The sequence below is a fragment of the Clostridium cibarium genome, from assembly GCF_014836335.1.
Lineage (GTDB): Bacteria > Bacillota > Clostridia > Clostridiales > Clostridiaceae > Clostridium > Clostridium cibarium.
This window is the reverse complement of the sequence record NZ_JACSRA010000020.1, coordinates 50511-75853: the sequence shown is the minus strand read 5'-3', so window position 1 is coordinate 75853 and position 25343 is coordinate 50511. Positions and strand designations below refer to the sequence as shown.

Here is a 25343-nt window from a genome sequence, read left to right as displayed (position 1 = left end):
ATAGTTCACCATAAAATCTCATAATCATTTTTTTGTATTTCCCCCTGTTATTTACATTTTATTTCTTAAGTTGTATAATTCTGTATGTTAAAGTAAAAAGGAGGTTTTCAATACATGTTAAAGGCTAAAAATAAAATATTAATTACTTTACTGTTAAGTCTAGGTATATTTTTAGGCACTTCTCCTAATATCTATACCTTAGCAAATGAAGAAATGGATAAGCTATCTAATACTTCATCAAGCAATAAATATCCTATTGTCATGGTTCACGGGCTTATGGGCTGGGGAAATACAGAATTGTTTGGTCTTAATTATTGGGGTGGTTTTTCTAGTTTAAAAGATCACCTAACTAACGAGGGCTACACAGTTTTTACTCCAACCATTGGTTCCATCACAAGTAACTGGGATAGAGCTTGTGAACTATATGCTTATTTAAAAGGTGGTACTGTCGACTATGGTGAGGCTCATTCCAAAAAATACGGACATGCTCGTTATGGAAGGACTTATCCTGGTGTTTATCCAGAAATCGGTAGTAAATCTAATGATGGATCTATAAAAAAGATTCATTTAATTGGACACAGTATGGGGGGACAAACCGCTAGACTTATTACTCAATTATTAGAAAAAGGAAGCACAGATGAATTATCTACACCACAAAATAATCTTTCTCAACTATTTAGTGGTGGAAAGTCATGGATAAGCAGTGTAACAACTCTTTCCACACCACATGATGGAAGTCCAACTGCACGAGAAACATCTACATTTTTACCAAATGTTCAACAGTTTGTAGCACGCCTTGGCTCTCAAGTTGGTGTTATTGATTCTGATAATCCTTGCTTTGATTACAGATTAGATCAATGGGGCCTTCACAAAAAAACAAATGAATCCTTTAAAGACTATAAAGAAAGAGTATCAAACAGTAGCTTATGGAATAAAACAAAAGACTTCAGTCTATGGGAACTAACCCCTGAAGGATCCAAAGAATTAAATTCTTGGGTTTCTGCACAAGATGATGTTTATTACTTCTCATTATCTTGTCAAGATACTCATAAAGACTCATTAACAAATCATCAAGTTCCTGATATAAATATGAATCCATTATTTATCCCATCGTCACAATATATAGGATCTTGTATTTCTAATAATCCTGGGGAAGTTCAAATTACTAACAACTGGTGGGCAAATGATGGCTTAGTAAGTGTTTTATCTGCAGAAGGTCCTCATGAGGGGTCAAAGGATAAGATAACTCCATACAATGGAATTCCCGAGAAAGGTACATGGAATTATCTTGGCACAAGACAATCTACAGATCATATTGATATAGTTGGTCTATATAAATGTGATAATAAATTAAAAAGTGAATATTCTACTCTTGCAAAAATGTTAACAAGTCTACCTAAATAATAAAAATAGCTGAAGCTAATGCCTCAGCTATTTTTATTATTTATCCCAATGATCAGGATAAACAAGAGATATAGGTAGTTTAGTATTAGAGTCTCCCCTAGCTCCATTAATCTGAATTTGAGTAATATATATGCTATTCTTTAAATTTGCACCTCTTATATCTGCATCTCTAAGATCTGCTCCAATAAGATCCGTCCCACTTAAATCCACTCCTCTAAGATCAGCTGCTATAACTAATGCTCCGCTTAAATCTTCTCCTGCTAATTTGACTTTTCTAAGGTTTACACCAATAAGATCTAACCTTCCTGCTATTTTTTTTCTTCCTTTCAAATTGTTTTTTTGTCCTTTGGGGAATTTACTTCTTATGCTTTCACTAGTCTCTAAAAGTAACCTATTTATATTATTTCTATATACAACTAAATCAAGTTTTATGAGAGATTCAGCATCTAGATTCGTAAGGTTTCTTGTCTTATCTATTGCTATATTTATTTTTTCTTTCATTGTACTATCCGTTTGTATTCTAAATGCTTCTGTAAGATACCATATCATCTCATAAAGTTGCCTCATAATTAAAAATACATCAAACATTTCCTTTGACTTATCTGAATTTCTTCTCCAATCTTTTTTACTATATGTAACCTGAGCAACTTTTTGTCCTGCCCCAAAGCAGTCGTAAGCGGTACATCCCTTTAATCCATTTTGTGTCAACTTTTTATGAATGGAACATTTAAAATCATCTTCTAAATTTGTGCACGGATACCCAGCATCTTTGTTCTCAGGAAATCCTTCTGTCGACGAGAAATATAATGCTACGCAGCAAAAACCAAAACATTTTTTACAATCCGCCTTCAAATCTTCATATATCATATTTTTTCACTCCATATTATTTATCCATAATTAATTTAATATATAGATTATATCACAGATTTATCAAAAGCTTCCTGTTAAACTGTCATTATATATGAAACAAATTTTCTGTACATGGGTCAAAGCTTGACACAAAAAAACCTTGACTAACAAATTAGTCAAGGCTCATTTGTAATTAGTTTACCATTGATACCAGTTTACTCCACCATCGCTACCATTTGAGCTATCAAACCAAGAATCAAGAAGTTCAAACCAATTCCCTACATCATTAATCTTAGGAGTTTGTCCATCTTTGCACCAACTTAACTTCCCATAAAGGAAATCCGACTGATATTTAGATGTATCTACTGAATTATACCATCTTTGAGCTTGCCACCCTGTATAGCTTGTCCCTGAATAATTATCTCTATATATTTTGCCTCCATCTGGTAAAAAAATACTTAATCCACTTTTACCTTCAGTAAAACCTGAAAAATCTGATCCACCATATGAATAAACAATCAAATCATCTACATTTGTCATTACGCCTTTAGCTAAAGCTTTAACATTTGCACTAAAGCCACTGCTTGTACTTATTCTTTTGCATAAATCATATAAATCAAAGTAAGGATAATCTAACCATTCTTCACTACTTCTTGTATCAAAATAGTGTAGCAAGGATGTCTCGCTGCCAGTTCCTCTAAGTTTCTCTATAAAAGCTTTATCCTTTTCACTCCATAAAGCTCTAGATAACTTATCTACAGAACTTTTTACATTTTCTATCTTATTAAGATCGAAACAACTTAATACTTGACTAGTATCTCCAGCTGCATTAACTGAATCTCTTTGCGCTTCAACCATTATTTCTCCAAGCTCAGTATCTGTTACTTCGGAAGGATCATAGTATAATTCTTTTCCACCTACCGTTGAATCAACTTGTCCATTATTTCCTCCACCTGCTCTAAGTCTGCTAAATATCTCTTTATAATCATATCCATCTCCCCAAACTACTGGTGCTGATGCTACCATAATGTTAGCTTGGAATCCACCATTCCCTGGCCTATATTGATATGCAACTTCTGCTGTTCCCATTAAACAAGCATCATATGCTAATACATCTACAGATTCTCTGTTAGTCAATTTATCTGTCACTTCAGCTGTATATAAACAATCACCACCATTTGTATCATCCCAACATACCGCCTTCGGATTTTTAACTTTTTTTCCTTCATTCTTATCTCTTGCTCCACCACCATGATTAGAAATAACAAGTGCATATTTATCTGCTGGATAGTTTGCTTTACAAGAGTTTATGAATTTCTTTAATGTATTACCATCTCCCATATTTGCTTCATAACGACTAGTTTTAGTTATTTCAGGGAACTCATCTCCTCCACTAATTCTAATAGCCTTATTACTTTCTATCTTATACATTCTTGTATCGGTAAAATTTTGCCCAAGTACACTTTTGTCTGCAGAATAACCCGGTGTTCTATCTACTAAAACAATTAAATTCAAATTAGGATTGTTTACATATCCCTCTTTCATTTGCTGAATATCGCCCAACAAACTTCCTTCTAAATTATTATCACCGTCACTATAAACCATAACTGTTAGCTTTTTCCCTGTGCCATCTTTATCAACTACTGACTTAATAGTATTTTCATTAGCACTATTAATAGCCTTTGCAGGCATAACCCCTAATAACGATGTAGCTAAAAATACAATAGATATAAGTAAAGTAACTCTTTTATTAATCATAATCCCATCTCCTTAAATTTTTTACAAAAGCATTAAAACATTATCCCATTTATGGAATCTTATTGTATTGAATTTATTATATTACATATATTTTATATTTGCAAAGCATTTTCTAATAACTCATTAAACTTTTATTTTATTCCTTGAATATTTAATAATCAAATAGTGTTTTTATTCTTTTTTCAATAATTCTGCCTAAACTTTTATATAATAAAAAGGCAGAAAACTTTATAATGTTTACTACCTTCTATTATTCTTTAACTATCCCTAAAGCCTATTTATATTGAGCTTCACTTTCTTAACAATTTCTCCTCAATTATCCCTATTATTTTTTCATACTCATGATTTATAAAAAAGTGATCTCCTTCAAAAGGATAAAAATTTATTTCTTTATTAACAAATTTCCCCCACCCCTTTAATTCATCTAAAGTAATTTTATCCTGTTTTCCAAATAGAACTGCTACATTACATTCTATAAGTCTTTCTTTCTTTGCACATATGTATTCTTCTAGCATTCTAAAATCACTTTTAAGTATAGGTAAAACCAAATCCATCAATTCTTTATTTTCTACCACTTCATTAGGAGTCCCTCCAAACTCTACTACCTTATTCACAAACTGCTTATCTGGTAATTTATATATTTTATTTTCTTTTATAAAATCAGGTGCTCTATGTCCCGAAAAGAACATCCACTTTGGTCTAGGCATCCCCTCTCCAATTATTTTATGATATAGTTCAAAAGATAATATGCTTCCCATGCTATGTCCAAAAATACCATAATCATCATTAGTTATTTCTTCCTTGATAATTTTATATATATCTTCCACAGCTTCACTTAAATCATTATATAAATTTTCTCCATATCTTGATCCTCTTCCCTTTAATTCAATTGCTCTTATCTCAATTCTAGGATCAATATTTTTTTTCCACTTGTAATAAATGGTTGAAGCTCCGCCAGCATAAGGTAAACAAAATAACTTCATATTCTCATCTCCCAAATTCTTTATATTTAACTAACTCATTTGTTCTCTGTTGTTTTCTTGCTCTGTCCAATTTACTTATCCATCAAATTTAATATTTTCTGTATAAAAGTAATACATCATACAGGTTTCTTCTTCCAATTATTAGTATATAATTATATATCTGTCATTTCAACATCATTAATTATATTTTTTATTAAAACCTAACAACATTCCCTAATTTAACTTATAGTTAATCTTATTTCTTCCCATAAAAAATATACAGATTAACTATTAACCTGTACATTCTAAATTAAGAAAATATATTTTTATACATATACTCTATTTGAGGAATTCGAACTGCTACTCCAGTTTCATCTAGCTGATATCTAGTTCCATATATGGGATTTCTTTTATTTACTAGGTTTAATCCGCAATTATATAAAGCTTCCGCATATTCTCTAGGATTCTGAGACACCGACCCTAACATATCTCCTTTTTCTATAAGCTCTTTAGCCATAGGCGTTATATCAACACCTACTACCAGTACTGTTTTTGTTTTGTCTCCTTTATTATATCCAAATTCTTGTAATGCTTTTATCGCTCCTATAGCCATGGTATCATCATTTGCAATTATTACTTCTATTTCATTACCATGTATTGAAAGTAACTTTTTTATAGCCTCATAAGCCAAATCCTCACGCCAGTTACAGACTTCAATTGCAAGCCTTTGTGTATTAATTCCTGCCCCCTCAATTGTAGAAACCGAATATCTAGTCCTTTCAATTGCTTCTATATTATCTCTTTCACCTTGCAACATGACATACTCCATTTTATTGTTTTTATTCTTATCGATAAACTCCTTACTAGAATTCCAAGCATCTATAAGCATCTTTCCTTGTAATGTACCAGCTTGTTTAGGGTCTGTTCCTATAAATAACGATCTATTATACGATTGCATAGGAACCGGCGTAGTAGGCTCTCTGTTAAATAAAAGCACAGGAATATTGGTATCTTTAATTTTATTTATAATAGCTTGTGCATTATTTCTATTAACTAAGTTTAACAATATAAGATCAGTTCCTTCATTTAAGACCTTATCGATATTTTGATTTTGTATAGATTCATCTGACTTACTGTCATAAAACACATATTCTACCTTGTTATTATTTTCTTTTTGAATGTCTTCTAAATTTTTACGTATAGCAGAAATAAGGTCATCATTAAAATCATATAAAAATGCGGCTACTTTGATCGGTCCTCTCTTCCCTGAAACGGCTGTAAAAACTTTTTCACCGCAATCTTGTAACATAGTACTAATGGTAAATACAAGTATAAAAACTACTATTATTCCTTTTATCTTTTTCATTTCATCCTCCATATTTTTAATTATCTTCAATAACTTTATTATCCTTTCAAATAGAATAATTTATACAACACTAAAAAAGGACTTACTTAACTTTAGTAAGTCCTTTATATATTAATGATTTTCATATGCTCCCAAATCTGGTGCTGCTCCTAAATAAGGTAATCCTATACCTATCCCTTTATCTATAAGATCACTGCCATCAACTAACTTTGCAAATCCGTTGCTTGGTAAACTCCCGTCTGCATTTCTTGGAGCCTTAGCTAATTCTTCACTTAATCCAACAAAATCACCTGCATTTGCATTAACCTTTAAATTCCAACTATTGTTCTTTTCTATAGCATCAGAAGCAAATTCATGATCTAATGAACCACGTACACTAAAAGAAATATTATTTATAAATTGTGTGGTTCCAGATTTCTCAAACATATAGTTATAACCATTACCATTTCCTTGATATGAACTCATTTTCTTTTTCATTTTTTGTTGATATATTGCATCAAAATCTGTTTTATCTCCATTATGCCACGTCCAACAATTAGTTATTTCTATCCCCCAGTCTGTTTCATACAAATCCCAGCCATCATCACCATTTCTCTAAGAACGACAACCTATAAACTTGTTACCTTTACCATTATGCATTTTATATGAAAACCTCTAGCTTATGCACCATAAGTTTGTGTTGAGAAATCAAAGCCTGGTTTTTCACCTGGATAAGTAGCTATGCTTATTTTAGCTGTTTCGGTTCCTGACTTCGAAAGATTTATTGTTGTTGAATATCTGTAAGTACCACCTATTGCATAAATAGTTTTACCTGATTCTACAACCTAGATTTATTCAAAATACCTTTTCTTTACCTAATCATAAAAAGGACTTTTATATAGCTTGTCATATTAATGACATAAAATAGCTGTATACTAACATCATAAAGTAGTAAATCATTATTTTCCCCTTCAAGATAATAATACACTTTATTAGAATGGCTTCTCTTAGTAAGTCATTCTTTTTTATACCCTCATCACGCACGCTCACAAGATTTCCATAACTATATTGCTGAAAATTTATATTGAATCCTTAGAGAAACTGATGGCTCCCTGATTAAAAGTCAACTAAATTCCAACTATATGAAACAAATTTAATTTTTAATTGTTATTCTTAAGTCCTTTATAGTAGAAGTATGATTTTCATCCCCATATTGAGTTTCATACCAACTGCTAGGCCATGTATTATTATTTGAATAAAGAGTTTTTATTTCATTATATCCACAATCAAACATCTGCAAATTAACATTTTTACTTAAATCTAAAGTTTTTAAATTATTCTCATAACAATACAATTCAGTTAATAGTATGTTCTCACTTAAATCTAAAGTTTTTAATCCATTAGATTGGCAGGTTAGATTCGTTAACATCTTATTATTATTTAAATCTATGCTCTCAATCTTGTTACCTCCACAAGCAATATTAGTTAATAATTTATTTTTACTTACATCTAAACTTGTTAGGTTATTATCATATCCCAAAAAAACATTTAATCTTGTATTATTACTTAGATTTATTTTCATCAATTTATTGCGACTACAATTCAAATCACTTAGCCATATATTCCTTGTAACATCTAAGTCTGTAATCATATTTTTTTCACAAGATAAAGATTTCAATCTTGTATTTTTACTTACATCTAAGCTTATTAACTGATTGCTCCCGCAAGCTAATTTAGTTAATAATCTATTTTTGCTTACCTCCAAACTTACTAGCTGATTATCGTAACAATCTAACTCCATCAAAGATTTATTATGGCTTATATCTAAAGTAGTTAATCCATTTCCACCGCAATATAAACTAGTTAAAGAAGTAAAGTACTCAATCCCATCTAAACTTTTAATAAAACTATTGTTAACTCTTAAAGATTTAATATCTCTCACATCAGAATATAATATCTCTGACGATTTATCTTTACCTATTAAATCATATACTGCATTTTTAAAATTTTCATCAGTAAACTTATTAGTTATATTCATATTCTTAGAAAAATCGTTAGTTTCATAAGTATCTGCTATATCTCCTCCATCTGAATCACTTATAATTATTGTACCTGCTTGTACTTTTGTATTATTTACGCAAACTAAACTTAATGTTATTGGCAAAATTATAATCATTGATAAAATCTTTTTCTTCATCATCATCTCTCCCTTTACACTTTTATCCATATATACATCACCATATTTTACATACTGTTACAATAACTACCAAATACTATTTATTCGTACTTTAAAACAAAAACAGAAAAGCTTAGAAATCAAAATTAATCCCTAAGCTCAATTTTTTCATTTCATTTAAGTAATCCTTAAAGCCATATAAGTTTATAAAATTTTAATCTTTCTTAAAATCTAAAGTCTCTCTTTCCTTCATGTAAATCTTCAAGATGCTCTAATACAATCTTCTTAACCTTCTCATTTGGTATTTTATGAATTTCATTTTTTATTACCTCTTCACCTTTTCTCTTTGTATCCTCTGAAGCATAATCCTCTAAATATTCCTTTAACGTCATAAGTGCATTAGGTTGGCAACAGTTTGCTATTTGCCCTGATTTCACAAGAGTCATAAACCTATCCCCTGTTCTTCCTTCCCTATAACATGCAGTACAAAAACTTGGAATATAGCCCATTTCAAGTAGCCAATTAACAATTTCATCTAATGTTCTATTATCATTCACATCAAATTGAGCGGAGTTTTCTTCTTCCTTTTCCTTTTCAAAATATCCCCCAACACTTGTAGATGATGCCCCACTTATTTGAGAAACACCTAAATGAAGCACTTTTTCTCTTGACTTTTGTGATTCCCTTGTCGAAACAATAAGTCCTGTATAAGGAACTGCAATTCTTAAAACTGCTACTATCTTAGAAAAAATTTCATCTGATATGGCATTAGTAAACTCTTCTGGATTTATGTCATCAGCTGGCCTAATTCTTGGTACACTAATAGTGTGTGGTCCAACTCCCATAGCTGCTTCTAAATGTTCTGCATGCATAAGTAAACCTACAAAATCATATCTATACATATTAAGTCCAAATAATACACCTAATCCAACATCATCTATTCCACCTTCCATAGCTCTATCCATAGCTTCTGTATGATAAGCATAATCATGCTTTGGCCCTGTTGGATGAAGCTCTTCATAAGCTTTCTTATTGTAGGTTTCTTGGAATAAGATATATGTTCCAATTCCTGCTTCTTTAAGTCTTCTATAATTTTCAACAGTTGTAGCTGCTATATTAACATTAACTCTTCTTATGGCTCCATTTTTGTGCTTTATACTATAAATAGTTTTAATACTCTCTAAGAGATATTCAATTGGATTATTTACAGGATCTTCTCCTGTTTCTAATGCAAGTCTTTTGTGCCCTAAATCTTGAAGAGCTATTACTTCTTTTTTTATGTCTTCTTGAGTAAGCTTTTTTCTTGCTATATGCTTATTCTTATAATGATATGGACAATAAACACATCCATTTACACAATAATTTGAAAGATATAATGGTGCAAACATAACTATTCTATTACCATAAAACTTTTGTTTAATTTCCTGAGCTAGCTTATACATCTTCTCATTTTCATCTTTTAAATCACACTCAAGCAAAACTGCCGCTTCTCTATGTGAAATTCCTTTATATTCTTTTGCCTTTTCAAGAATTTTATTGATAAGATCTCTGTTATTTTTATTTTCCTTTGCATATTCAAGAGTTTCCAATATCTCTTCTTCATCAATAAATTCAGTTGCTATTTTTGATTTAACATTATACATATTAATCTCTTCTTTCTTCTTAAACCTAAAATCTCTTTATATAATTATAAGTTATTCTTTATAATATTTTAATATCACTTCTATTCAATCTTAAAATTATACCTTTAGCTTGTCAACTTAACTATTGTTGAATAACGAATTACATATAACGATATATACAACCAATTATTAATATATTTTCCACATACCTTTAACAATATATCACCTTAATTCATACTATACATCATAAGTATTAAAGGAAGAGGACATACAGATGAAGAAAAAATCAAAACTATCACTGTTCTTAGCCTTTGTTTTTACCCTCAGTTCCCTCTTTGTTAGCTGCAGTAAGAAAAGTGATAGTAACTTAATAAAAGTTCGTCTATGCGAAGTAGTTCGTTCTGTATTCTATGCTCCAATGTATGTTGCTTTAAATGAAGGATTCTTTAAAGATGAAGGACTTGACATTGATCTAACCACCGGTCAAGGTGCAGATAAGGTAATGCAAAATGTTCTTAGTAATAATGCTGATATCGGTTTTTGTGGACCTGAGCAAGTAGTTTATATTAACAACCAAGGTAGAGAAAACTACCCTATCATCTTTGCAGAGCTTACTAAAAAAGATGGTTCTTTCCTAGTTTCCAAAAAAACAGAATCAAACTTTACTTGGGAATCTTTAAAAGGTAAGAAGATAATTGGTGGAAGACCAGGTGGTGTTCCCGAAATGGCTCTAGAATATGTAATGAAAAAACATGGAATAGATCCAAAGACAGATGTTCAAATGGTTACTAATATTGATTTCACTGCAACAGCCGGTGCCTTTAAATCTGGTTCCGCTGATTATGTAGCTCTATTTGAACCTACAGCTTCCATGCTTGAATCTGAAGGTGGTGGAAGTATAGTTTCATCAATAGGAGAATCAACTGGTAATGTTGCATACACTTGTTTTTTTTCTACAAAGTCATATATGAATAAAAATACTGAAACTTTAGATAAGTTTACTAGAGCAATATATAAAGGACAAAAATGGGTTCAAACACACTCAAGTGATCAAATAGCTTCATCAATTGAGTCCTACTTTCCTGGTACTGATAAAGACATCATAATAAAAGTAATCAATAATTATAAAAATATTGATGCTTTTTCAGCAGATCCTAAGCTAAAAGAAGAAGATTTAAGCAAATTGATGGAGGTTATTCAATCCTATGACTCATCACTAATCCCATCTAGACCAGCCTATGAAAAGATAGTTAATAGCTCCTTTGCTGAAAATGTCATAAATTAAAAAGTAGTAACAGAGCGAACAAAGTGGATGATGGAAGTTATACATAAAAACTTCCATCCATCTAACCTTTTCACCTTTCATACATATAAAATAAGGTGGTGAAAAAATGAATTTACTAAGTATTAATCATATATCTATGAGCTATCATTCATTAAAAGGGGAAACTAAAGCATTAAAAGACATAACCTTCCAAGTTGAAGATGGTGAATTTCTTAGTATCCTTGGACCATCTGGTTGTGGTAAATCCACCCTACTAAATATCTTATGTGGAATACTAGAGCCTTCTAAAGGTGAAATTCTTTTTAAAGGAAATGACATACACAAAAACCTAAATAAAATTGGCTATATGTTCCAAAAGGATCATCTATTTGAATGGGATACAGTTTGGGATAATGTTACCTTAGGTCTTAGAATAAAAAATTCAATGACTAATGAAAATAAGGATAGAGTTGAACATTTATTAAATGAGTATGGACTTATAAAATTCAAAACCCATTATCCAAAAGAACTTTCTGGTGGAATGAGACAAAGAGTAGCTTTAATTAGAACTCTTGCTTTAAACCCCGAAGTTTTATTTTTAGATGAACCTTTCTCGGCTTTGGATTTTCAAACAAGACTTAATGTTTGTGATGATGTTCATTCAATTATAAAAAAAGAAAAGAAAACCGCAATTATGGTTACTCATGACATAAGTGAGGCCATATCTCTATCTAATAGAATAATTGTTTTAACTAAAAGACCTGCTTCAATAAAATCTGATACTACAATAACATTTGCTAATAATGATAAAACCCCACTTGAAAGACGAAGTGAAAAAGAGTTTAAAATATACTTTGACACCTTATGGAAGGAGCTTGATAGCAGATGACAAAAGAACATGAACTTTATATAAAGAAAGTAAAGATAGGAAAATACAAAGTGACTTTTTTTAGAATTTTTATTCTTATATTCTTCATAGTCCTTTGGGAAGTTGCTGCTAACTATAAATGGATTGATCCATTCTTAACCTCAAGCCCAAGTAGGATGATTAATTCCTTAATTAGTATATATGAAAGTGGTCAACTCTTTAATCATATATGGGTTACTTGCTATGAAACTATATTAGGTTTTACCCTAGGTACTATCCTAGGGACATTAGTTGCAATAATTTTGTGGAGCTGTCCTTTTATAGCAAAGGTTTTAGACCCTTATTTAGTAGTCCTTAATGCATTACCTAAAGTTGCTCTTTCTCCTATTATTATATTTTGGGTAGGTAATGGTATTACTGCAATAATCGTCATAGCCCTGTTAATATCTATAGTAACCACGATAATAAGTGTATATACAGGCTTTAAAGAAGTAGATATAGAAAAGCTACTGCTTATGAAAACTTTCCAAGCTAATAAACTTCAAATATTAAGATATTTAATAATTCCCTACTCTATTCCTATTTTAATTTCAGCCTTAAAAATAAATGTAGGTTTATCATGGGTAGGCGTAATTATGGGTGAATTTTTAGTAGCTCGTGAAGGATTAGGATTCTTAATAGTTTATGGCGGTCAAGTTTCTCAGCTTGATATGGTAATGATGAGCATAATTATCTTATCTATTATAGCCTTCATAATGTACAAGCTGGTTTTTTTAATTGAAAAGAAATATGTAAAAAATTCTTAGATTCTGAAACTAAGATCAGAAAATCAATTTTCTGGTCTTAGTTTATAATATTCTATTTTGAATACAATAAAAATTATTGAAATTACTTTTATAACATTGGTATTTTCTAAAAAAACAAATGCCTCAATTAACGTTAATTATAATATTAAAATTAATCAAGTTTTTGACCTATTTCATCTTTATGCGTCAATAAATATAAAACACGTTTCAGAATTCTACAAGAACTTCCTCTTTAATTAGCAATTTTCAATTTTCTCTTCTCAATTTTACATAATTCTTAATTATGTAAGTTTACATAGATATTTCAAAGTGATAAATTATATATAGATATAGGATAAGGAGGATACAAATGAAAATTTTTAGAGAAGCAATTATTATACTAGGTATTTATCTAATAGGAGAAATAATTTCAAGAGTTCTCAGCCTACCTGTTCCAGGTAATATATTAGGAATGATAATTTTATTATTACTTTTATGCACTAAAGTTATAAAAACAGAACAAATTGAAACTACAACAAACTTTCTCCTAGATCACCTTGCTTTTTTCTTTATTCCTGCTGGTGTTGGCCTTATGACATCCTTTGGAATAATCAAAGATACATGGTTTAAGCTTATAATAGTTTGCGTCATAACAACGATAATAATTATAGCTAGCACAGGTTTAATGGTACAGTTTATCTCAAGAAGAATAAAAAAAGAGCAAGGAGAGAAATAATTTTGGAAACACTTACAAACAATTTACTTTTTGGTATTATACTTTCATTAGTCGCTTTTGAAATTGGATTATACATATACAAAAAGACAAAACTACCAGTATTTAACCCATTACTCATTGCAATAGGAATAGTAATAGCATTTTTAATAGCATTTAACATAGATTTTGATACATATAATTCAGGAGCAAAATTTATAAATATGTTTCTTGGACCATCAACTGTTATATTAGCAGTTCCCTTGTATAAACAAATTGAACTATTAAAAAAACATGCAGCTTCTATTCTTGTAGGAATTTTATTTGGTTCCATTGTTGGAATGTTTTCAATTGTGGTTTTATCTCACTATATAGGTCTTGATGGAACACTTATTAAATCTTTATTACCTAAATCTGTTACTACTCCAATTGGTATAGAGCTATCAAATCAACTTGAAGGAGTAATTCCAGTAACAGTTTTAGCAATAATCATTTCCGGTATAATAGGTGCTGTTGTAGGACCAACTATCTGTAAATTATTTAGGATTACTGATAGTGTTGCTGTAGGAATCTCTATAGGGACCGCCTCTCATGCTGTTGGAACCACTAAAGCTTTAGAACTTGGTGAAACAGAAGGCGCCATGAGCGGATTATCTATTGGTATAGCTGGAATAATGACTGTATTTCTTGCGCCACTTGTTTATAGTCTTTCTTATTATATTTATACAATCATAAAATAGGTTAAATTATTTATAATTGTACAAGTCATAATTTAAAATTAATTTATTCTGGTTTATAAATTAGAAACAGGTAATCTAATTTCTACTTTTGAATTTAGATTACCTGTTGTTTTTTAACAACACAAATTTATATGATAAATCATTGTAACTATCTACTTCTAACTTTCACGATTATTCTCTGTAAGGGTAAAAACTTATATCCTCAAATATATCACTAACATAAGATTCCTTAATAGACTCAATAGCATTATAATACTGCTTTGGCGATAAACCGAAATTTTTCTTAAAAGCTCTCACAAAGCTCGAATAATCATTAAATCCACACTGTGTTGATACACTAGTAGCCTTTTGCCCTTTTTTAATAAGAGTTGCGGCTTTAGCTAGTCTTTTTTCTAATATGTAACTATGAATGGTATAGCCTGTTTCATTTTTAAAATTATGCATTAAATAATATCTATTTATATAAAACTTCGAAGCAATACTATCTATAGACAAATTACCATTTAGATTTTCATTAATATATGTAAGTATTTTTACTACTCTTTTATCATATTTGATGTCTTTTTCATCTTTTTCCTTTTTAGGCTCCAACATTAATCGATTCAAATAAACTATAAGTTGCATAAAAAAAGAATTACGAAGTATTTTCCATCCAAATTCTCGATCTATTATTGTTTTTTCCAATAGAAATAAGTTATCTTTAATTATATTTAAATTATTAGGCCTTAAGCGAAACAAATTAAGTTTTTCTCTTTCTCCTACCAGAAAACAAGAAAGCAAATTGCCTTCATCAATACTATGCTCCTCTAGGAAATTAGAGTTTACCCAAATTATAATTCGTTCATAATACTCATCTGGATCAATAATTGGTTTATGAACTTCGTTACTACTTACAAAAAGAATATCCCAAGGTTTAAGCTTATAGTACTTTCCTTCAATTGCATAGGTTACATTACCCGAAATGAAAATTACTATTTTATTGAAATCATGATAGTGAAAGATATGTTCTTCAGCCTTCTTATCTTTTAAATGAAAAAATTTGAAATCTTCGTTCAAATAACCTCTTTTTATTTTCAATATAACACTATCTTCCAAGGGTGAACCTCCTATCTCTACTTAAAATATATAAGTATCATTATAACATCTTTTCTAATTTTAAAATTTGTATTATGATGCAATATAAAAAGATGCCTTATAAAATAATCAATTATTTCATAAGGCACCTCTTTACATTTAAATATTGTTTATTCTGTGAACTTCAATATGAAATTAATTTATTTCTCGGAATCAACAGCATTTTCAGAATCAGTATTAGTAACCTTAGGTTTCATATAATGCAAAACTACAGTACCACCCAAAATAAATATTAAAACTGTAAAGAAAATAACGTTAGATATCTCAATGTTAATTATGCCTAATAGCATTCTAACCCCTATAAATCCAATAAGAACATATGCTGAGCCTTCGAGTTCTGGAATTTTTTCTATTAAAGATATGAATATCTTAGCAACTCCCCTCATTGCCAGTATTCCAAAAACTGCTCCTAAGTATAAAACCCAAACCTCATCAGACACTCCAAAAGCAGCCGAAACACTATCTATACTAAATGCTATATCCATCATTTCCACACTTGCTACAGTAGCCCAAAAACCTTTATTTATAACCTTTGACTCATCAACTTCCTCATTATCTTCTCTTTTGACAAAATGAGCATATGTCATCTTTAGTAAATAGAAAGCTGCTAATAGTTTTACCCACCATATTTTAATTAGATATGTTCCAACACCTATTGCAATAAACCTAAAAATATATGCTCCCCATATTCCATAAAATAATGCTTTCTTTTGTTGTTTCTTCGGTAAATGCCTAACCATTATTGCTAGTACTATTGCATTATCTGAAGATAACAGCCCTTCTAAAATAGCTAAACTAAATATCATCATCAAGTTTGAAGGATTAGACAATGTTGATAATAACACATCTAAAGAAAAAAACTGACTATAATTATTTACTAATCCATTCAAAAAATCCATTTAAATTTCCCCTTATTCAAATAACTTTCCTTTAAAAAGTTATCTTTTATATTTCTTATAGATCTCTACAAAAGATCTATATATATGAATGACTAATCAATCAACCAATAAAAATTATAACACTATTCTCACCATATTAAAATATAGTTTACTTGTTATAATTTATTTTCAGTATCACGAACCATCACCCTTAGAATTTATATGCGTCTTATAATACACGGAAATTTAATATGTCCTTTTACTTTTTCATTCTTTTACAGATTCAATGTGTACCATTTTATATTCAATTCATAAAAACTAAAATTCCATATACTACACTGTATGTGATAAACGAACTTCACCACCGCTGTCAACAAAGCATTTCATCTGATTTATTATATCAAAACAATAACATCTATTAATATAACCATTGTCATTTACAGAAAGCAACCCAATAACATTATTATTTTCTTTTAGCACTACTACTGAACCACTATCTCCTTCGTCAATAATTTTATGCCCTGCACTTCCTTCAATAAGTATTCCTAAATCAGTCTTCCCACTTGGAAGTGGAACTGTTACATTTAAAGTTTTTATTCTTCCTACAGTATAACCAGTTTTAGCACCATATTTATATACTTCTTTTCCCAAATCATTAACTGTAACTTTATATACTCCATTTAATTTACTTTTTATATATCCTGGACCAGCTGGATTTGGAGTTTGAACTTCATTTTTGTACTTCCTATTAACCTTTACTATTGCACAATCATACCCTAGTCTAAGGTTTAAAAAACCATAAGTATAATATCCACAAAGATTATTATAATCTGGCTCATAACACTCATTATATGCTGGTTTTTCACCTTCTATCATCTTAGAAAGAAATGTATGATTGCATGTCAACATATAATCACCAGCTTCTATTTTATCATTTCCATCACTTGCAGCTTTACCACTGGTATAAATAAAACAGCCTAAAGTACCAATTCCTAATTTTACTATACCATCAAGCTTTCCTAATAAGCTTTGAATTTGTAATCCACTAAAAAGCGGATCACTATTTACTGTAATATTTTTCACTTCATCTTTAGTGGTTTTTGGTACATTAAACTGTATATCAAATAATTGTTCCACCACATCTGTAGGAACATTTTCTAACTTTTCAGGAATCACTTCCTCTTTTGGTAAGCTACATAGCTTTTTTTTCACAAAAACAACTATTGAAGGAATATTAGTTGTCTTGCCATTCTTTATTTTTAATGCAATACCTACACCTGTACATCCCTTCACTGCTAACAATTTATCCTTATTTTTTTGAAAGACATTTTCAATTTTCTTTGCATCACATTTCAAAAATAAGCACTCCTTATATAAATATTTATACTTAAAAGAAAGTTTATTAATATATATGTTTTACTTCAGAAAGTAATACTATATTAGTAACACCAAAACTTGCAACTTTATTCATGTAAAACTCTCCATAATAATTCACAAAACAAATTTAATTTACATATTTATATAATATGAAACTATTAATTGGAGGTTTAATTTCATGCCCAACTATAGATTAAATTTAAGCATTAATTCAGTAGATATAAAAACAATTTATGATGCCCAAGAAAAAATTGTTATATTAAAGAAAACATCTTCAGGATTTCCTATCGCATGGGTAACATTTTTACCATTTGAAGGCAATTATGTTTCTTGGGAAGAAAATTATTCTCTTTATGCTTCAAATACAGAAATACAAGCTGGAGCTACAATAGTAAAACTATCTGAAGTAGCTGCAACACCTAAACAACTATATAAGTTTAACAAAGGAACTTTTGATTTACCTGAAACCTTCCCTGGTGCAGAAGAAGGTCAGTATATTGCTTCTAATAAAATGAATTCATTTAATAGCTTAGTCTTCGGGTTAGCACAAAAAGTTGAGTTTAATGGTAATTCAATACCTGGAAGTCCAATTAATGCATCAATTGTACCTTTAAATCAAATTGTTAAATTTACACCTTATGAACAAATAGTTGTATTCTTACAATCAAGAGTTACTACTGGTTCCGTAATTACTGAAATCGATAGTCAACCATTGGAAATAACTTTTGGTGGAAGTATTACTACTATAGATGTAGTGTATGATAGTAGCATTGGTGGATTTAAACAAGCATAAATTTATCACTACTTTATTATCATATAAGCAATTTTAAAATAGTTGTCACCCTCATAAGTCAATAAACAATAAACAAGAAAATGGAAAGTGTTCTTGAGAAGGTAGAGTTCAAAAAAGGCTGTACCTTCTTTTCTTATGTAAACTATCGCAATATTAACCACTTACAGTAGAAACTAAAAAGATGACTTCTGAAAAGTACAAAAATCATCTTTTATGCGCTACGTAAACCATTTTTTTTGAACTCTACTTAAAGTGGTACATTTCCCCTAATTTTGCTTAACAAAGCCACCAATACTTTTATCATATTTTATAGTTACGTTTGCATCATCAGTAAAATCTAAATTAAGTACATTACTTCTGATATGAGTAATAATTGTACCATCATTAAAACTGCTTTCTATAAATACACAAATTTTTTCATTAGGAATAAAAGAAACTGTTTGATTATATAAAACCGATTCTGCATTAATAGGATTTCCCTCATAATTTGTACCATTTGCAGTTACGTCTTGAGCTAATCCAAAAGTTAAATATTCATACTCATCTGATTTATTGTGTATTGCATATTCATTATCTTTAAGCTCTGAGTCAGATATAGGCGAATCAAATACTCCATTTTGAAATGGATACATATTCTTAACTGAAGCTTCCGAGTAAGATGAGGCATCAATTGTTGCTCCATTTTGAATTTGCACATTTGAAGCATAAATACCATACTCCGTATTCCAGGTAACATTATTAACCTGAAATGGCTTAAATGTTACCCAAGCTACATTAGTTTTAGATTTTTCATTTTTTTTAACTATTACTATCCTCTGATCATTTCTATTTAGGAACGAAACAATCTCAGGCGAAATAATAGCTTTAAGTGAATATGTGGGCATAAAAAATATACTTCCTTTCTTTTTATTAAATTCTATTTATATATATTTAAAGGAATATATTTTTATGCTGTAATGTTAGTATAGTTTTATGAATACATTTTAAAAATGAACTATAATAAAACAAGAGAGGATACCTTAAGATAATTTTAAACTTTATCTTATGAGACATCCTCTTTATATTTCTAATTTAATTTAACGAATTCACCAATAACTTTATCATATTTTATAATTATATTTGGTTGGACAGAAAAATCTAAGCAAAGAGAATTGCTTCGAATATGAGTAATAACTGCTCCATTATCAAATTTACTTTCTATAAATATGCAAATTTTTTCATGAGGAATAAATGAAGAAATTTGATTATATAAAACTGATTTTGCATTAATAGGATTTCCCTCATAAACTACACTATTTGCAATTACATTTTGTGCTAAACCAAAAGTTAGATGCTCATAATCTCTTGCTTTATTGATTATTCCATATTCATTATCATTAAGACTTGAGTCAACTACAGGTGATCCAAATACTCCGTTTGAAAATGGATATATATTTTTAACCGAAGCTATTTTATAGGAAGCAGTATTAATAATTGCCCCACTTTGCATTTGAGTATTTGAAGCATAAAGTCCATATTCTGACTCCCAAGTGACATTATTAATTTCAAAAGGATTGAAAGTTACCCAAGCTATATTAGCTTCAGGACCATCATTTTTTTTAACGATTACTATTTTTTGACCACTCTCATATATTGAAGAAACAGTTTCTGTGTCAATATATGCTTTAAGTGAATATTTCGACATAATAAAATATACTTCCTTTCTTAACTCTCCTTTGACAGTTAATTCTATTACTTCATTATATGAAATTAACAATAATAAAGTTATATTATATAACAAATAAAAACAACAAATTTCAAAGATTATTATGTCAAAAACTATGCATAAAAATAATACAGATTAATTTATAAATTCCACATTCCAATTAAAATATCCAGTCTCTTTATTTATTTCATATCTAAAATATGCTGAATAAGTTGTTCCCTTCTTACTCTTCAAATTTCTAAATCCAACCTTTCCATTTCTAAGGAGAAGCTGAACCATTTCCCGGGAAACTTTCTTTCCTCTAGCTGTAATATACTTATCATCTTTCCATATAGTATACTTACATCCATTTTTCCAGTTTACACAACCAAAGTTTTTCTCATTTTCAATAACATCATTACCACAGATAGGACATTTACCAAGGCTTTCAGAACCTTCTGGCAAATCTACTTTAAATCTACTAAGCATTGATGTATCTTTTTTAATATCTTCTACTGCAGCAACAGTAAATTCTTTTATCATATTTAAAAAGTCATCCTTTTGGAATCTTCCCTTTTCTATATCTGATAGTGTCTTTTCAAGTCTACCTGTATACTGCAAATCTAGCAATTCTTTTACAGGAAATATTTCAACCAAAGTCCTTCCAAGTTCAGTACAAGTAAGACTTTTCCCCTTAGATTTAATGTATCCAGTATCCTTAAGCTTCTTTATAGTTTCTGCTCTTGTAGCTGGTGTACCTATACTAAACCCACTTAATATTGAAGCCATCATTTCTTCTGAATCCTCTTCGTCCTTAAAGCTTTTTCCGCAAGTCTCCATAACCCTTAACAATGTTTTTTCAGTATGATGCTTTGGAGGTTTCTTAGTAACTGCATTTATCTTGCTATCCACCACATCTACCATGTCCTTTTCATTAACTAAAGGCAATATTGTATCCTTAGTTTCTATCTTTTCAACAACACGCCATCCTTCTACTATTTGAACTCTTCCTTTAGAAATAAATTCACCCTTTAATCCTTCATCATTAACCTTTGAAACAAGTTTTGTTTCTTCAAACTGTGCTATAGGCATAAATTGCATTATAAATCTATTTTTAATAGCCATATATACTATTTCTTCATCTTTAGAAAGTCCTGTTGGTTTTATATATGTTGGAGTAATTGCACTATGACTTTCTACCTTTGAATTATCAAATACTCTTTTACTCTCAGTAAATTTGATTTCCCTTTCATAAGACAATCCTTGTTTTACTACATCTAAAACTTTCTTTGTTTTTTCCTTTAGACTTTCATCCAAAGCTACACTTCCTGTTCTTGGGTAAGTTGTAAACTTCTTTTCATAAAGAGATTGAGCTACCTTTAACACCTTATCAGATGTCCATCCTTTGTATTTACTAGTTATATATCCTTGCAAATTGGATAAATTAAATAACAAGGGTGCATACTCTCTTTTCTTTTCTACTTGCTTTTCTACTATTTCTGCTTGTTTATCTTTTAAAAGTTTTTTTAACTCTTCTACAGTTTTCTTATCTTCAAATTTTTCACTATTATCTATATAATAAGTTCCTTCAAATTCCTCATTATTCTTAGTTTTAAAAGTGCTTACTAATTTATAATAAGTTGAAGCTTCAAAGTTTTCTATTTCTTTATCTCTATCATAAATTATCTTTAAAGTTGGAAGTAAAACTCTCCCTATATTTAATATTTTTTTATCATTTGGATTATATCTAAGTGTTGCGACGGAAGTTAAATTAATTCCAATTATCCAATCTGCCCATTGCCTGCTTATCCCTGCATCTTGAAGTGGCTTCATCTCTATATTTTCCTTTAAGTTTGCCATTCCTTTTTTTACTTCATCTGGTGTCCACTCATTTAACAGCAATCTATATATTGGCTTTCTTTGATTTAAATACATAAATACTTCAAGTGAAATAAGTTCTCCTTCACGGTCTTGGTCAGTGGCAGATATAACGCCATCAACATCTTCTTTTTCTATTAAACTCTTTATAATATTTATTTGCTTTTGAACTCCTTTATCTACAGATGACCTATCTACGTTATCACACTTAATCTTATACCTAAACTCTTCAGGTATGAATGGGAACTTATCCATTCTCCATCCTTTCATGTTTTCATCATAATCCTTTGCATCATATAATTGAAAAAGATGACCAAATGCCCAAGTAATATAGTATCCTTCACCTTCAAAGTATCCATCTTTTCTAGTTTTTACTTTTAATGCTTCTGCTATATTCTTTGCTACAGAAGGTTTTTCTGCGATAATTACCTTACTCATAAATACTCCCTTTCTTTTAAATGTGCAGTAAATAATGTCATTGAGATTTACATTAGAAGTATATAAAAAATCTCAAACCTTAAAGCTTCCATAATCTTTAATTACATTGATTTTTTGTTTTAAAGTCCTGTACGCTAAAAAATAGGCATTAGACATGCCTATTTTTCTACATTTATATATAACAAACTATCTGCATCATAGTTATAATTATATTTTTTTATATACTAAATTTCAATACTTTTTATATTTTTATTTATTCTAAAACCACTTGAACCCCGTAATGATCTGATATTTCCTCTTTATTTTTCCCATTAAAAATTATCTTTGAATTTTTAACCTCTAGTTCTTTATTTGTTAGTATTAAATCTAATCTTTTTTCTTTAAAATGTTCTTCCCAGCCATCTATTTCCCCTTTAACCGTTACCCCGCTATCCTTTTCTTTAGCTAAATTGTAAGTATCATAAAGCCCTTTACTTAATAGATAATCATATCCTTCACCTTTTATAAAGGCATCATTATTAAAATCTCCCATAATAAAAGTTTTGCTATAATTAACATTACTAAGTAAATTATCTACCTGATTCTTGAAAGATTCATCTTTATCTTGCCACCAACCTAGATGGCAAGATAAAAATTCAAAATATTCATTATCTATAGCTATTTTAGCCTTAATTATTTTCCTGCTTTTATAATTTTTAATATCCCTACTTTTTGATACATAAAAACTTCTATAATCTACTATGTTATGTTTTGTAATTAAAGCCAAGCCTTCTTGATATATATCATATCCTATATGGCTCATATCCCAGATAAATTTATATTCCTTCATCCCTAAAATAAACAGTTCTTTAATCAACATATAAGCATAATTATCTTTAGCTATTTCTCCTTTTTCATCTATTCTTTGGCTAACCTCCTGCAATGCTATTACATCATACTTTTCCTCTCCAATTGTTTTAGCTAAATATTTTATCTTTTCTAATTGCTTCTCTTCTTTCCATGAATGACAATTTAAAGTTAATAGTTTCATAATTACATACCAAGAATATCTTGAATATTAGATTTTAACACATCTGCTTTAGGTCCATAAATGGCTTGAACACCTTTATCCTTTAATATAAGTCCAAGAGCTCCATCTTTTTTCCATTCAATTTCCTCTGCAACCTTACTTATATCTTTAACAGTTACCCTAAGCCTTGTCATACATGCATCTATATCCTCAATATTTTCTTTCTCACCAAGTAATTTTATTATATTTACAGCTTGCAAATCATTTGAAGTTGTTGTATCTAAATTAGTTTCTTCATCTTCTATATAATTTCCTAAACGTCCTGGTGTAGCAATCTTAAACTTTTTAATTAAGAAGTTAAATGCAGTAAAGTTTACTCCAAACATAACAACACATGTAATAATAAAGTTAATTATATCCTTAGTAATTCCTGCATTAATCATCATAGGAGTACGTGTCAATAACTCTATGAAGCCAAAGGCATGTACTCTAAGATTAATAATATCTGAAAGTGCAAAACCTATACCAGTTAATACTGCATATACCACATAAAGTATTGGAGATACAAATAAGAACATAAATTCAATTGGTTCTGTAACACCAGTTAAAAACACTGCAAGTCCAGCTGAAAAAAACATACTCTTATATTTGCTTTTCTTTTCTTTATCAACATTCTTATACATAGCAAATGCTATTGCAAGTAATGATGAACAAGAAAGAATAACTTGTCCTACTTTAAATCTTGCTGGAGTAACTGTTGTAAGTAGATTATTATATGCACTAGTATCTCCTGCCCCCTTTAAATTAACTAAATCTGTAATCCAAGCTAACCATAAAGGATCTTGCCCTGCCACTGTAGATCCTGCACCAGAACCTGTTAACACTTGATATACTCCACCAAGCTCAGTATAGTTTACTGGAACAGTTAACATATGGTGTAATCCCAAAGGTAATAATAAACGTTCTAATGTACCATAAACAAATGGAGCAAGTATTGGAGCTGTATCCTTTGATTTTGCAAGCCAAATTCCAAAACTATTTAATGCACCTTGAGCAAATGGCCATAATATAGAAAGCACTACAGCCGAAACTACAGACCCAACTATTACTACAAAGGGAACAAAACGTTTACCATTAAAAAAGTCTAATGCCTTAGGTAGTTTATTAAAGTTATAGAACTTATTATAAATAGTTCCTCCTAAAAATCCTGAAATTATTCCAACAAAAACTCCCATATTTAAAGCTGGAGAGCCAAGTATATTAGTAAAGTAATCTGCAACAATTAATTGTGATCCAAAAAGCGAATTTACTGTAGCTGTATTATCTGAAAGCATGGCAGTAGTTACACCAAATATAGATCCAGTTATCTTATTAATTAAAATAAATGAAATAACACCTGCAAAAGCACCACCTGCTTTATCTTTAGCCCAAGATCCAGAAATAGCTGCTGCAAATAGGATGTGTAAATTGTTAATAATAGCCCACCCTATGTCTTCCATAACTCTTCCTATTGCATCAATAGCAGTTATATCCGTAGTCATTGCAACCACTTTACCTAAGGATATCATAATACCTGCGGCAGGCATTACAGCAACAACTACAAGTAATGCCTTACCAAACTTTTGCCAAAAATCAAAGGACAATAATTTCTTTTTACTTTTTCCCAT

General features: G+C 29.8%; 22 protein-coding genes. 7 read left to right on the top strand and 15 right to left on the bottom strand.

Translation table 11 applies throughout. The annotated features are described in order from the left end of the window. Positions 1-114: 114 nt before the first annotated feature. Positions 115-1404, top strand: a complete 1290-nt coding sequence (locus tag H9661_RS12700; protein ID WP_191769142.1) for an esterase/lipase family protein — start codon at positions 115-117, stop codon at positions 1402-1404. Between the two features lie 36 nt (positions 1405-1440). Here the strand turns inward: H9661_RS12700 and H9661_RS12695 are convergent, their stop codons facing one another. From H9661_RS12695 to hydG, 7 genes are all read right to left on the bottom strand, one after another. Further along, a complete protein-coding gene (locus tag H9661_RS12695; RefSeq protein WP_143317580.1) occupies positions 1441-2271 on the bottom strand; it encodes a pentapeptide repeat-containing protein in 831 nt (276 codons plus the stop codon). A gap of 180 nt (positions 2272-2451) precedes the next feature. Beyond that, positions 2452-4011 (bottom strand): clostripain, encoded by a 1560-nt coding sequence (gene cloSI / locus H9661_RS12690; protein WP_191769140.1) that lies wholly within the window; start codon positions 4009-4011, stop codon positions 2452-2454. 290 nt (positions 4012-4301) lie between these two features. Then, positions 4302-4994, bottom strand: coding sequence for a thioesterase II family protein (locus tag H9661_RS12685; RefSeq protein WP_191769138.1), 693 nt, complete (start codon positions 4992-4994; stop codon positions 4302-4304). A 289-nt stretch (positions 4995-5283) separates the two neighbouring features. Further along, the gene (locus H9661_RS12680) at positions 5284-6339 is read right to left on the bottom strand and encodes a galactose ABC transporter substrate-binding protein (protein WP_191769136.1); all 1056 of its coding nucleotides are present in this window, start codon (positions 6337-6339) and stop codon (positions 5284-5286) included. A 111-nt stretch (positions 6340-6450) separates the two neighbouring features. Continuing rightward, entirely contained in the window at positions 6451-6909 is a 459-nt protein-coding gene (locus H9661_RS12675) for a hypothetical protein (protein WP_191769133.1), read from the bottom strand. A 562-nt stretch (positions 6910-7471) separates the two neighbouring features. Next, positions 7472-8545, bottom strand: a complete 1074-nt coding sequence (locus H9661_RS12670; RefSeq protein WP_191769131.1) for a leucine-rich repeat domain-containing protein — start codon at positions 8543-8545, stop codon at positions 7472-7474. Between the two features lie 173 nt (positions 8546-8718). Next, on the bottom strand, positions 8719-10137 hold the full coding sequence (gene hydG, locus H9661_RS12665; RefSeq protein ID WP_143317585.1) for a [FeFe] hydrogenase H-cluster radical SAM maturase HydG: 1419 nt from the start codon (positions 10135-10137) through the stop codon (positions 8719-8721). A 253-nt stretch (positions 10138-10390) separates the two neighbouring features. On the opposite strand from hydG, the gene H9661_RS12660 reads away from it, so the two are divergent. The 5 genes from H9661_RS12660 (at position 10391) to H9661_RS12640 (ending at position 14485) form a co-directional block, all read left to right on the top strand. Next, entirely contained in the window at positions 10391-11401 is a 1011-nt protein-coding gene (locus tag H9661_RS12660; RefSeq protein WP_143317586.1) for an ABC transporter substrate-binding protein, read from the top strand. 106 nt (positions 11402-11507) lie between these two features. Further along, positions 11508-12269, top strand: coding sequence for an ABC transporter ATP-binding protein (locus H9661_RS12655; protein WP_143317587.1), 762 nt, complete (start codon positions 11508-11510; stop codon positions 12267-12269). Further along, complete coding sequence (locus H9661_RS12650) at positions 12266-13054, top strand: ABC transporter permease (RefSeq protein ID WP_143317588.1); 789 nt, start codon at positions 12266-12268, stop codon at positions 13052-13054. The genes H9661_RS12655 and H9661_RS12650 overlap by 4 nt, the downstream gene beginning before the upstream one ends. A 349-nt stretch (positions 13055-13403) precedes the next feature. Continuing rightward, positions 13404-13769, top strand: coding sequence for a CidA/LrgA family protein (locus tag H9661_RS12645; RefSeq protein WP_143317589.1), 366 nt, complete (start codon positions 13404-13406; stop codon positions 13767-13769). Between the two features lie 2 nt (positions 13770-13771). Beyond that, positions 13772-14485, top strand: a complete 714-nt coding sequence (locus H9661_RS12640; RefSeq protein WP_143317590.1) for an LrgB family protein — start codon at positions 13772-13774, stop codon at positions 14483-14485. A gap of 171 nt (positions 14486-14656) precedes the next feature. On the opposite strand, the gene H9661_RS12635 is transcribed toward H9661_RS12640, so the two are convergent. From H9661_RS12635 to H9661_RS12625, 3 genes are all read right to left on the bottom strand, one after another. Then, the gene (locus H9661_RS12635; RefSeq protein WP_143317591.1) at positions 14657-15580 is read right to left on the bottom strand and encodes an AraC family transcriptional regulator; all 924 of its coding nucleotides are present in this window, start codon (positions 15578-15580) and stop codon (positions 14657-14659) included. 179 nt (positions 15581-15759) lie between these two features. Next, entirely contained in the window at positions 15760-16518 is a 759-nt protein-coding gene (locus tag H9661_RS12630) for a TerC family protein (RefSeq protein WP_143317592.1), read from the bottom strand. A gap of 312 nt (positions 16519-16830) precedes the next feature. After that, positions 16831-17853: a hypothetical protein gene (locus H9661_RS12625; RefSeq protein WP_143317593.1), complete on the bottom strand. Its 1023-nt coding sequence runs from the start codon at positions 17851-17853 to the stop codon at positions 16831-16833. 199 nt (positions 17854-18052) lie between these two features. Between H9661_RS12625 and H9661_RS12620 the strand changes: the two genes are divergently transcribed. After that, complete coding sequence (locus H9661_RS12620; RefSeq protein ID WP_143317594.1) at positions 18053-18667, top strand: hypothetical protein; 615 nt, start codon at positions 18053-18055, stop codon at positions 18665-18667. A gap of 266 nt (positions 18668-18933) precedes the next feature. Here the strand turns inward: H9661_RS12620 and H9661_RS12615 are convergent, their stop codons facing one another. The 5 genes from H9661_RS12615 to H9661_RS12595 all read right to left on the bottom strand — a co-directional run bounded on the left by H9661_RS12615 (position 18934) and on the right by H9661_RS12595 (position 25343). Beyond that, positions 18934-19551, bottom strand: coding sequence for a hypothetical protein (locus tag H9661_RS12615; RefSeq protein WP_143317595.1), 618 nt, complete (start codon positions 19549-19551; stop codon positions 18934-18936). Between the two features lie 182 nt (positions 19552-19733). Continuing rightward, entirely contained in the window at positions 19734-20351 is a 618-nt protein-coding gene (locus H9661_RS12610; RefSeq protein ID WP_143317596.1) for a hypothetical protein, read from the bottom strand. Positions 20352-20507: 156 nt separating this feature from the next. Then, positions 20508-22667, bottom strand: coding sequence for a type IA DNA topoisomerase (locus tag H9661_RS12605; protein WP_191769129.1), 2160 nt, complete (start codon positions 22665-22667; stop codon positions 20508-20510). Between the two features lie 253 nt (positions 22668-22920). Further along, on the bottom strand, positions 22921-23697 hold the full coding sequence (locus H9661_RS12600) for an endonuclease/exonuclease/phosphatase family protein (RefSeq protein ID WP_191769127.1): 777 nt from the start codon (positions 23695-23697) through the stop codon (positions 22921-22923). 2 nt (positions 23698-23699) lie between these two features. Further along, positions 23700-25343, bottom strand: a complete 1644-nt coding sequence (locus tag H9661_RS12595) for a PTS transporter subunit IIBC (protein ID WP_191769125.1) — start codon at positions 25341-25343, stop codon at positions 23700-23702.

What these genes read in the sequence shown, in the direction of transcription:
- H9661_RS12660 (WP_143317586.1), top strand. Translation starts at nt 10,391, where the DNA reads ATGAAGAAAAAATCAAAACTATCACTGTTCTTAGCCTTTGTTTTTACC.
- H9661_RS12610 (WP_143317596.1), bottom strand. Translation starts at nt 20,351, where the DNA reads ATGTCGAAATATTCACTTAAAGCATATATTGACACAGAAACTGTTTCT.
- H9661_RS12595 (WP_191769125.1), bottom strand. Translation starts at nt 25,343, where the DNA reads ATGGGAAAAAGTAAAAAGAAATTATTGTCCTTTGATTTTTGGCAAAAG.
- H9661_RS12630 (WP_143317592.1), bottom strand. Translation starts at nt 16,518, where the DNA reads ATGGATTTTTTGAATGGATTAGTAAATAATTATAGTCAGTTTTTTTCT.
- H9661_RS12700 (WP_191769142.1), top strand. Translation starts at nt 115, where the DNA reads ATGTTAAAGGCTAAAAATAAAATATTAATTACTTTACTGTTAAGTCTA.
- hydG (WP_143317585.1), bottom strand. Translation starts at nt 10,137, where the DNA reads ATGTATAATGTTAAATCAAAAATAGCAACTGAATTTATTGATGAAGAA.
- H9661_RS12645 (WP_143317589.1), top strand. Translation starts at nt 13,404, where the DNA reads ATGAAAATTTTTAGAGAAGCAATTATTATACTAGGTATTTATCTAATA.
- H9661_RS12650 (WP_143317588.1), top strand. Translation starts at nt 12,266, where the DNA reads ATGACAAAAGAACATGAACTTTATATAAAGAAAGTAAAGATAGGAAAA.
- H9661_RS12670 (WP_191769131.1), bottom strand. Translation starts at nt 8,545, where the DNA reads ATGGATAAAAGTGTAAAGGGAGAGATGATGATGAAGAAAAAGATTTTA.
- H9661_RS12685 (WP_191769138.1), bottom strand. Translation starts at nt 4,994, where the DNA reads ATGAAGTTATTTTGTTTACCTTATGCTGGCGGAGCTTCAACCATTTAT.
- cloSI (WP_191769140.1), bottom strand. Translation starts at nt 4,011, where the DNA reads ATGATTAATAAAAGAGTTACTTTACTTATATCTATTGTATTTTTAGCT.
- H9661_RS12605 (WP_191769129.1), bottom strand. Translation starts at nt 22,667, where the DNA reads ATGAGTAAGGTAATTATCGCAGAAAAACCTTCTGTAGCAAAGAATATA.
- H9661_RS12600 (WP_191769127.1), bottom strand. Translation starts at nt 23,697, where the DNA reads ATGAAACTATTAACTTTAAATTGTCATTCATGGAAAGAAGAGAAGCAA.
- H9661_RS12620 (WP_143317594.1), top strand. Translation starts at nt 18,053, where the DNA reads ATGCCCAACTATAGATTAAATTTAAGCATTAATTCAGTAGATATAAAA.
- H9661_RS12695 (WP_143317580.1), bottom strand. Translation starts at nt 2,271, where the DNA reads ATGATATATGAAGATTTGAAGGCGGATTGTAAAAAATGTTTTGGTTTT.
- H9661_RS12615 (WP_143317595.1), bottom strand. Translation starts at nt 19,551, where the DNA reads ATGCCCACATATTCACTTAAAGCTATTATTTCGCCTGAGATTGTTTCG.
- H9661_RS12680 (WP_191769136.1), bottom strand. Translation starts at nt 6,339, where the DNA reads ATGAAAAAGATAAAAGGAATAATAGTAGTTTTTATACTTGTATTTACC.
- H9661_RS12655 (WP_143317587.1), top strand. Translation starts at nt 11,508, where the DNA reads ATGAATTTACTAAGTATTAATCATATATCTATGAGCTATCATTCATTA.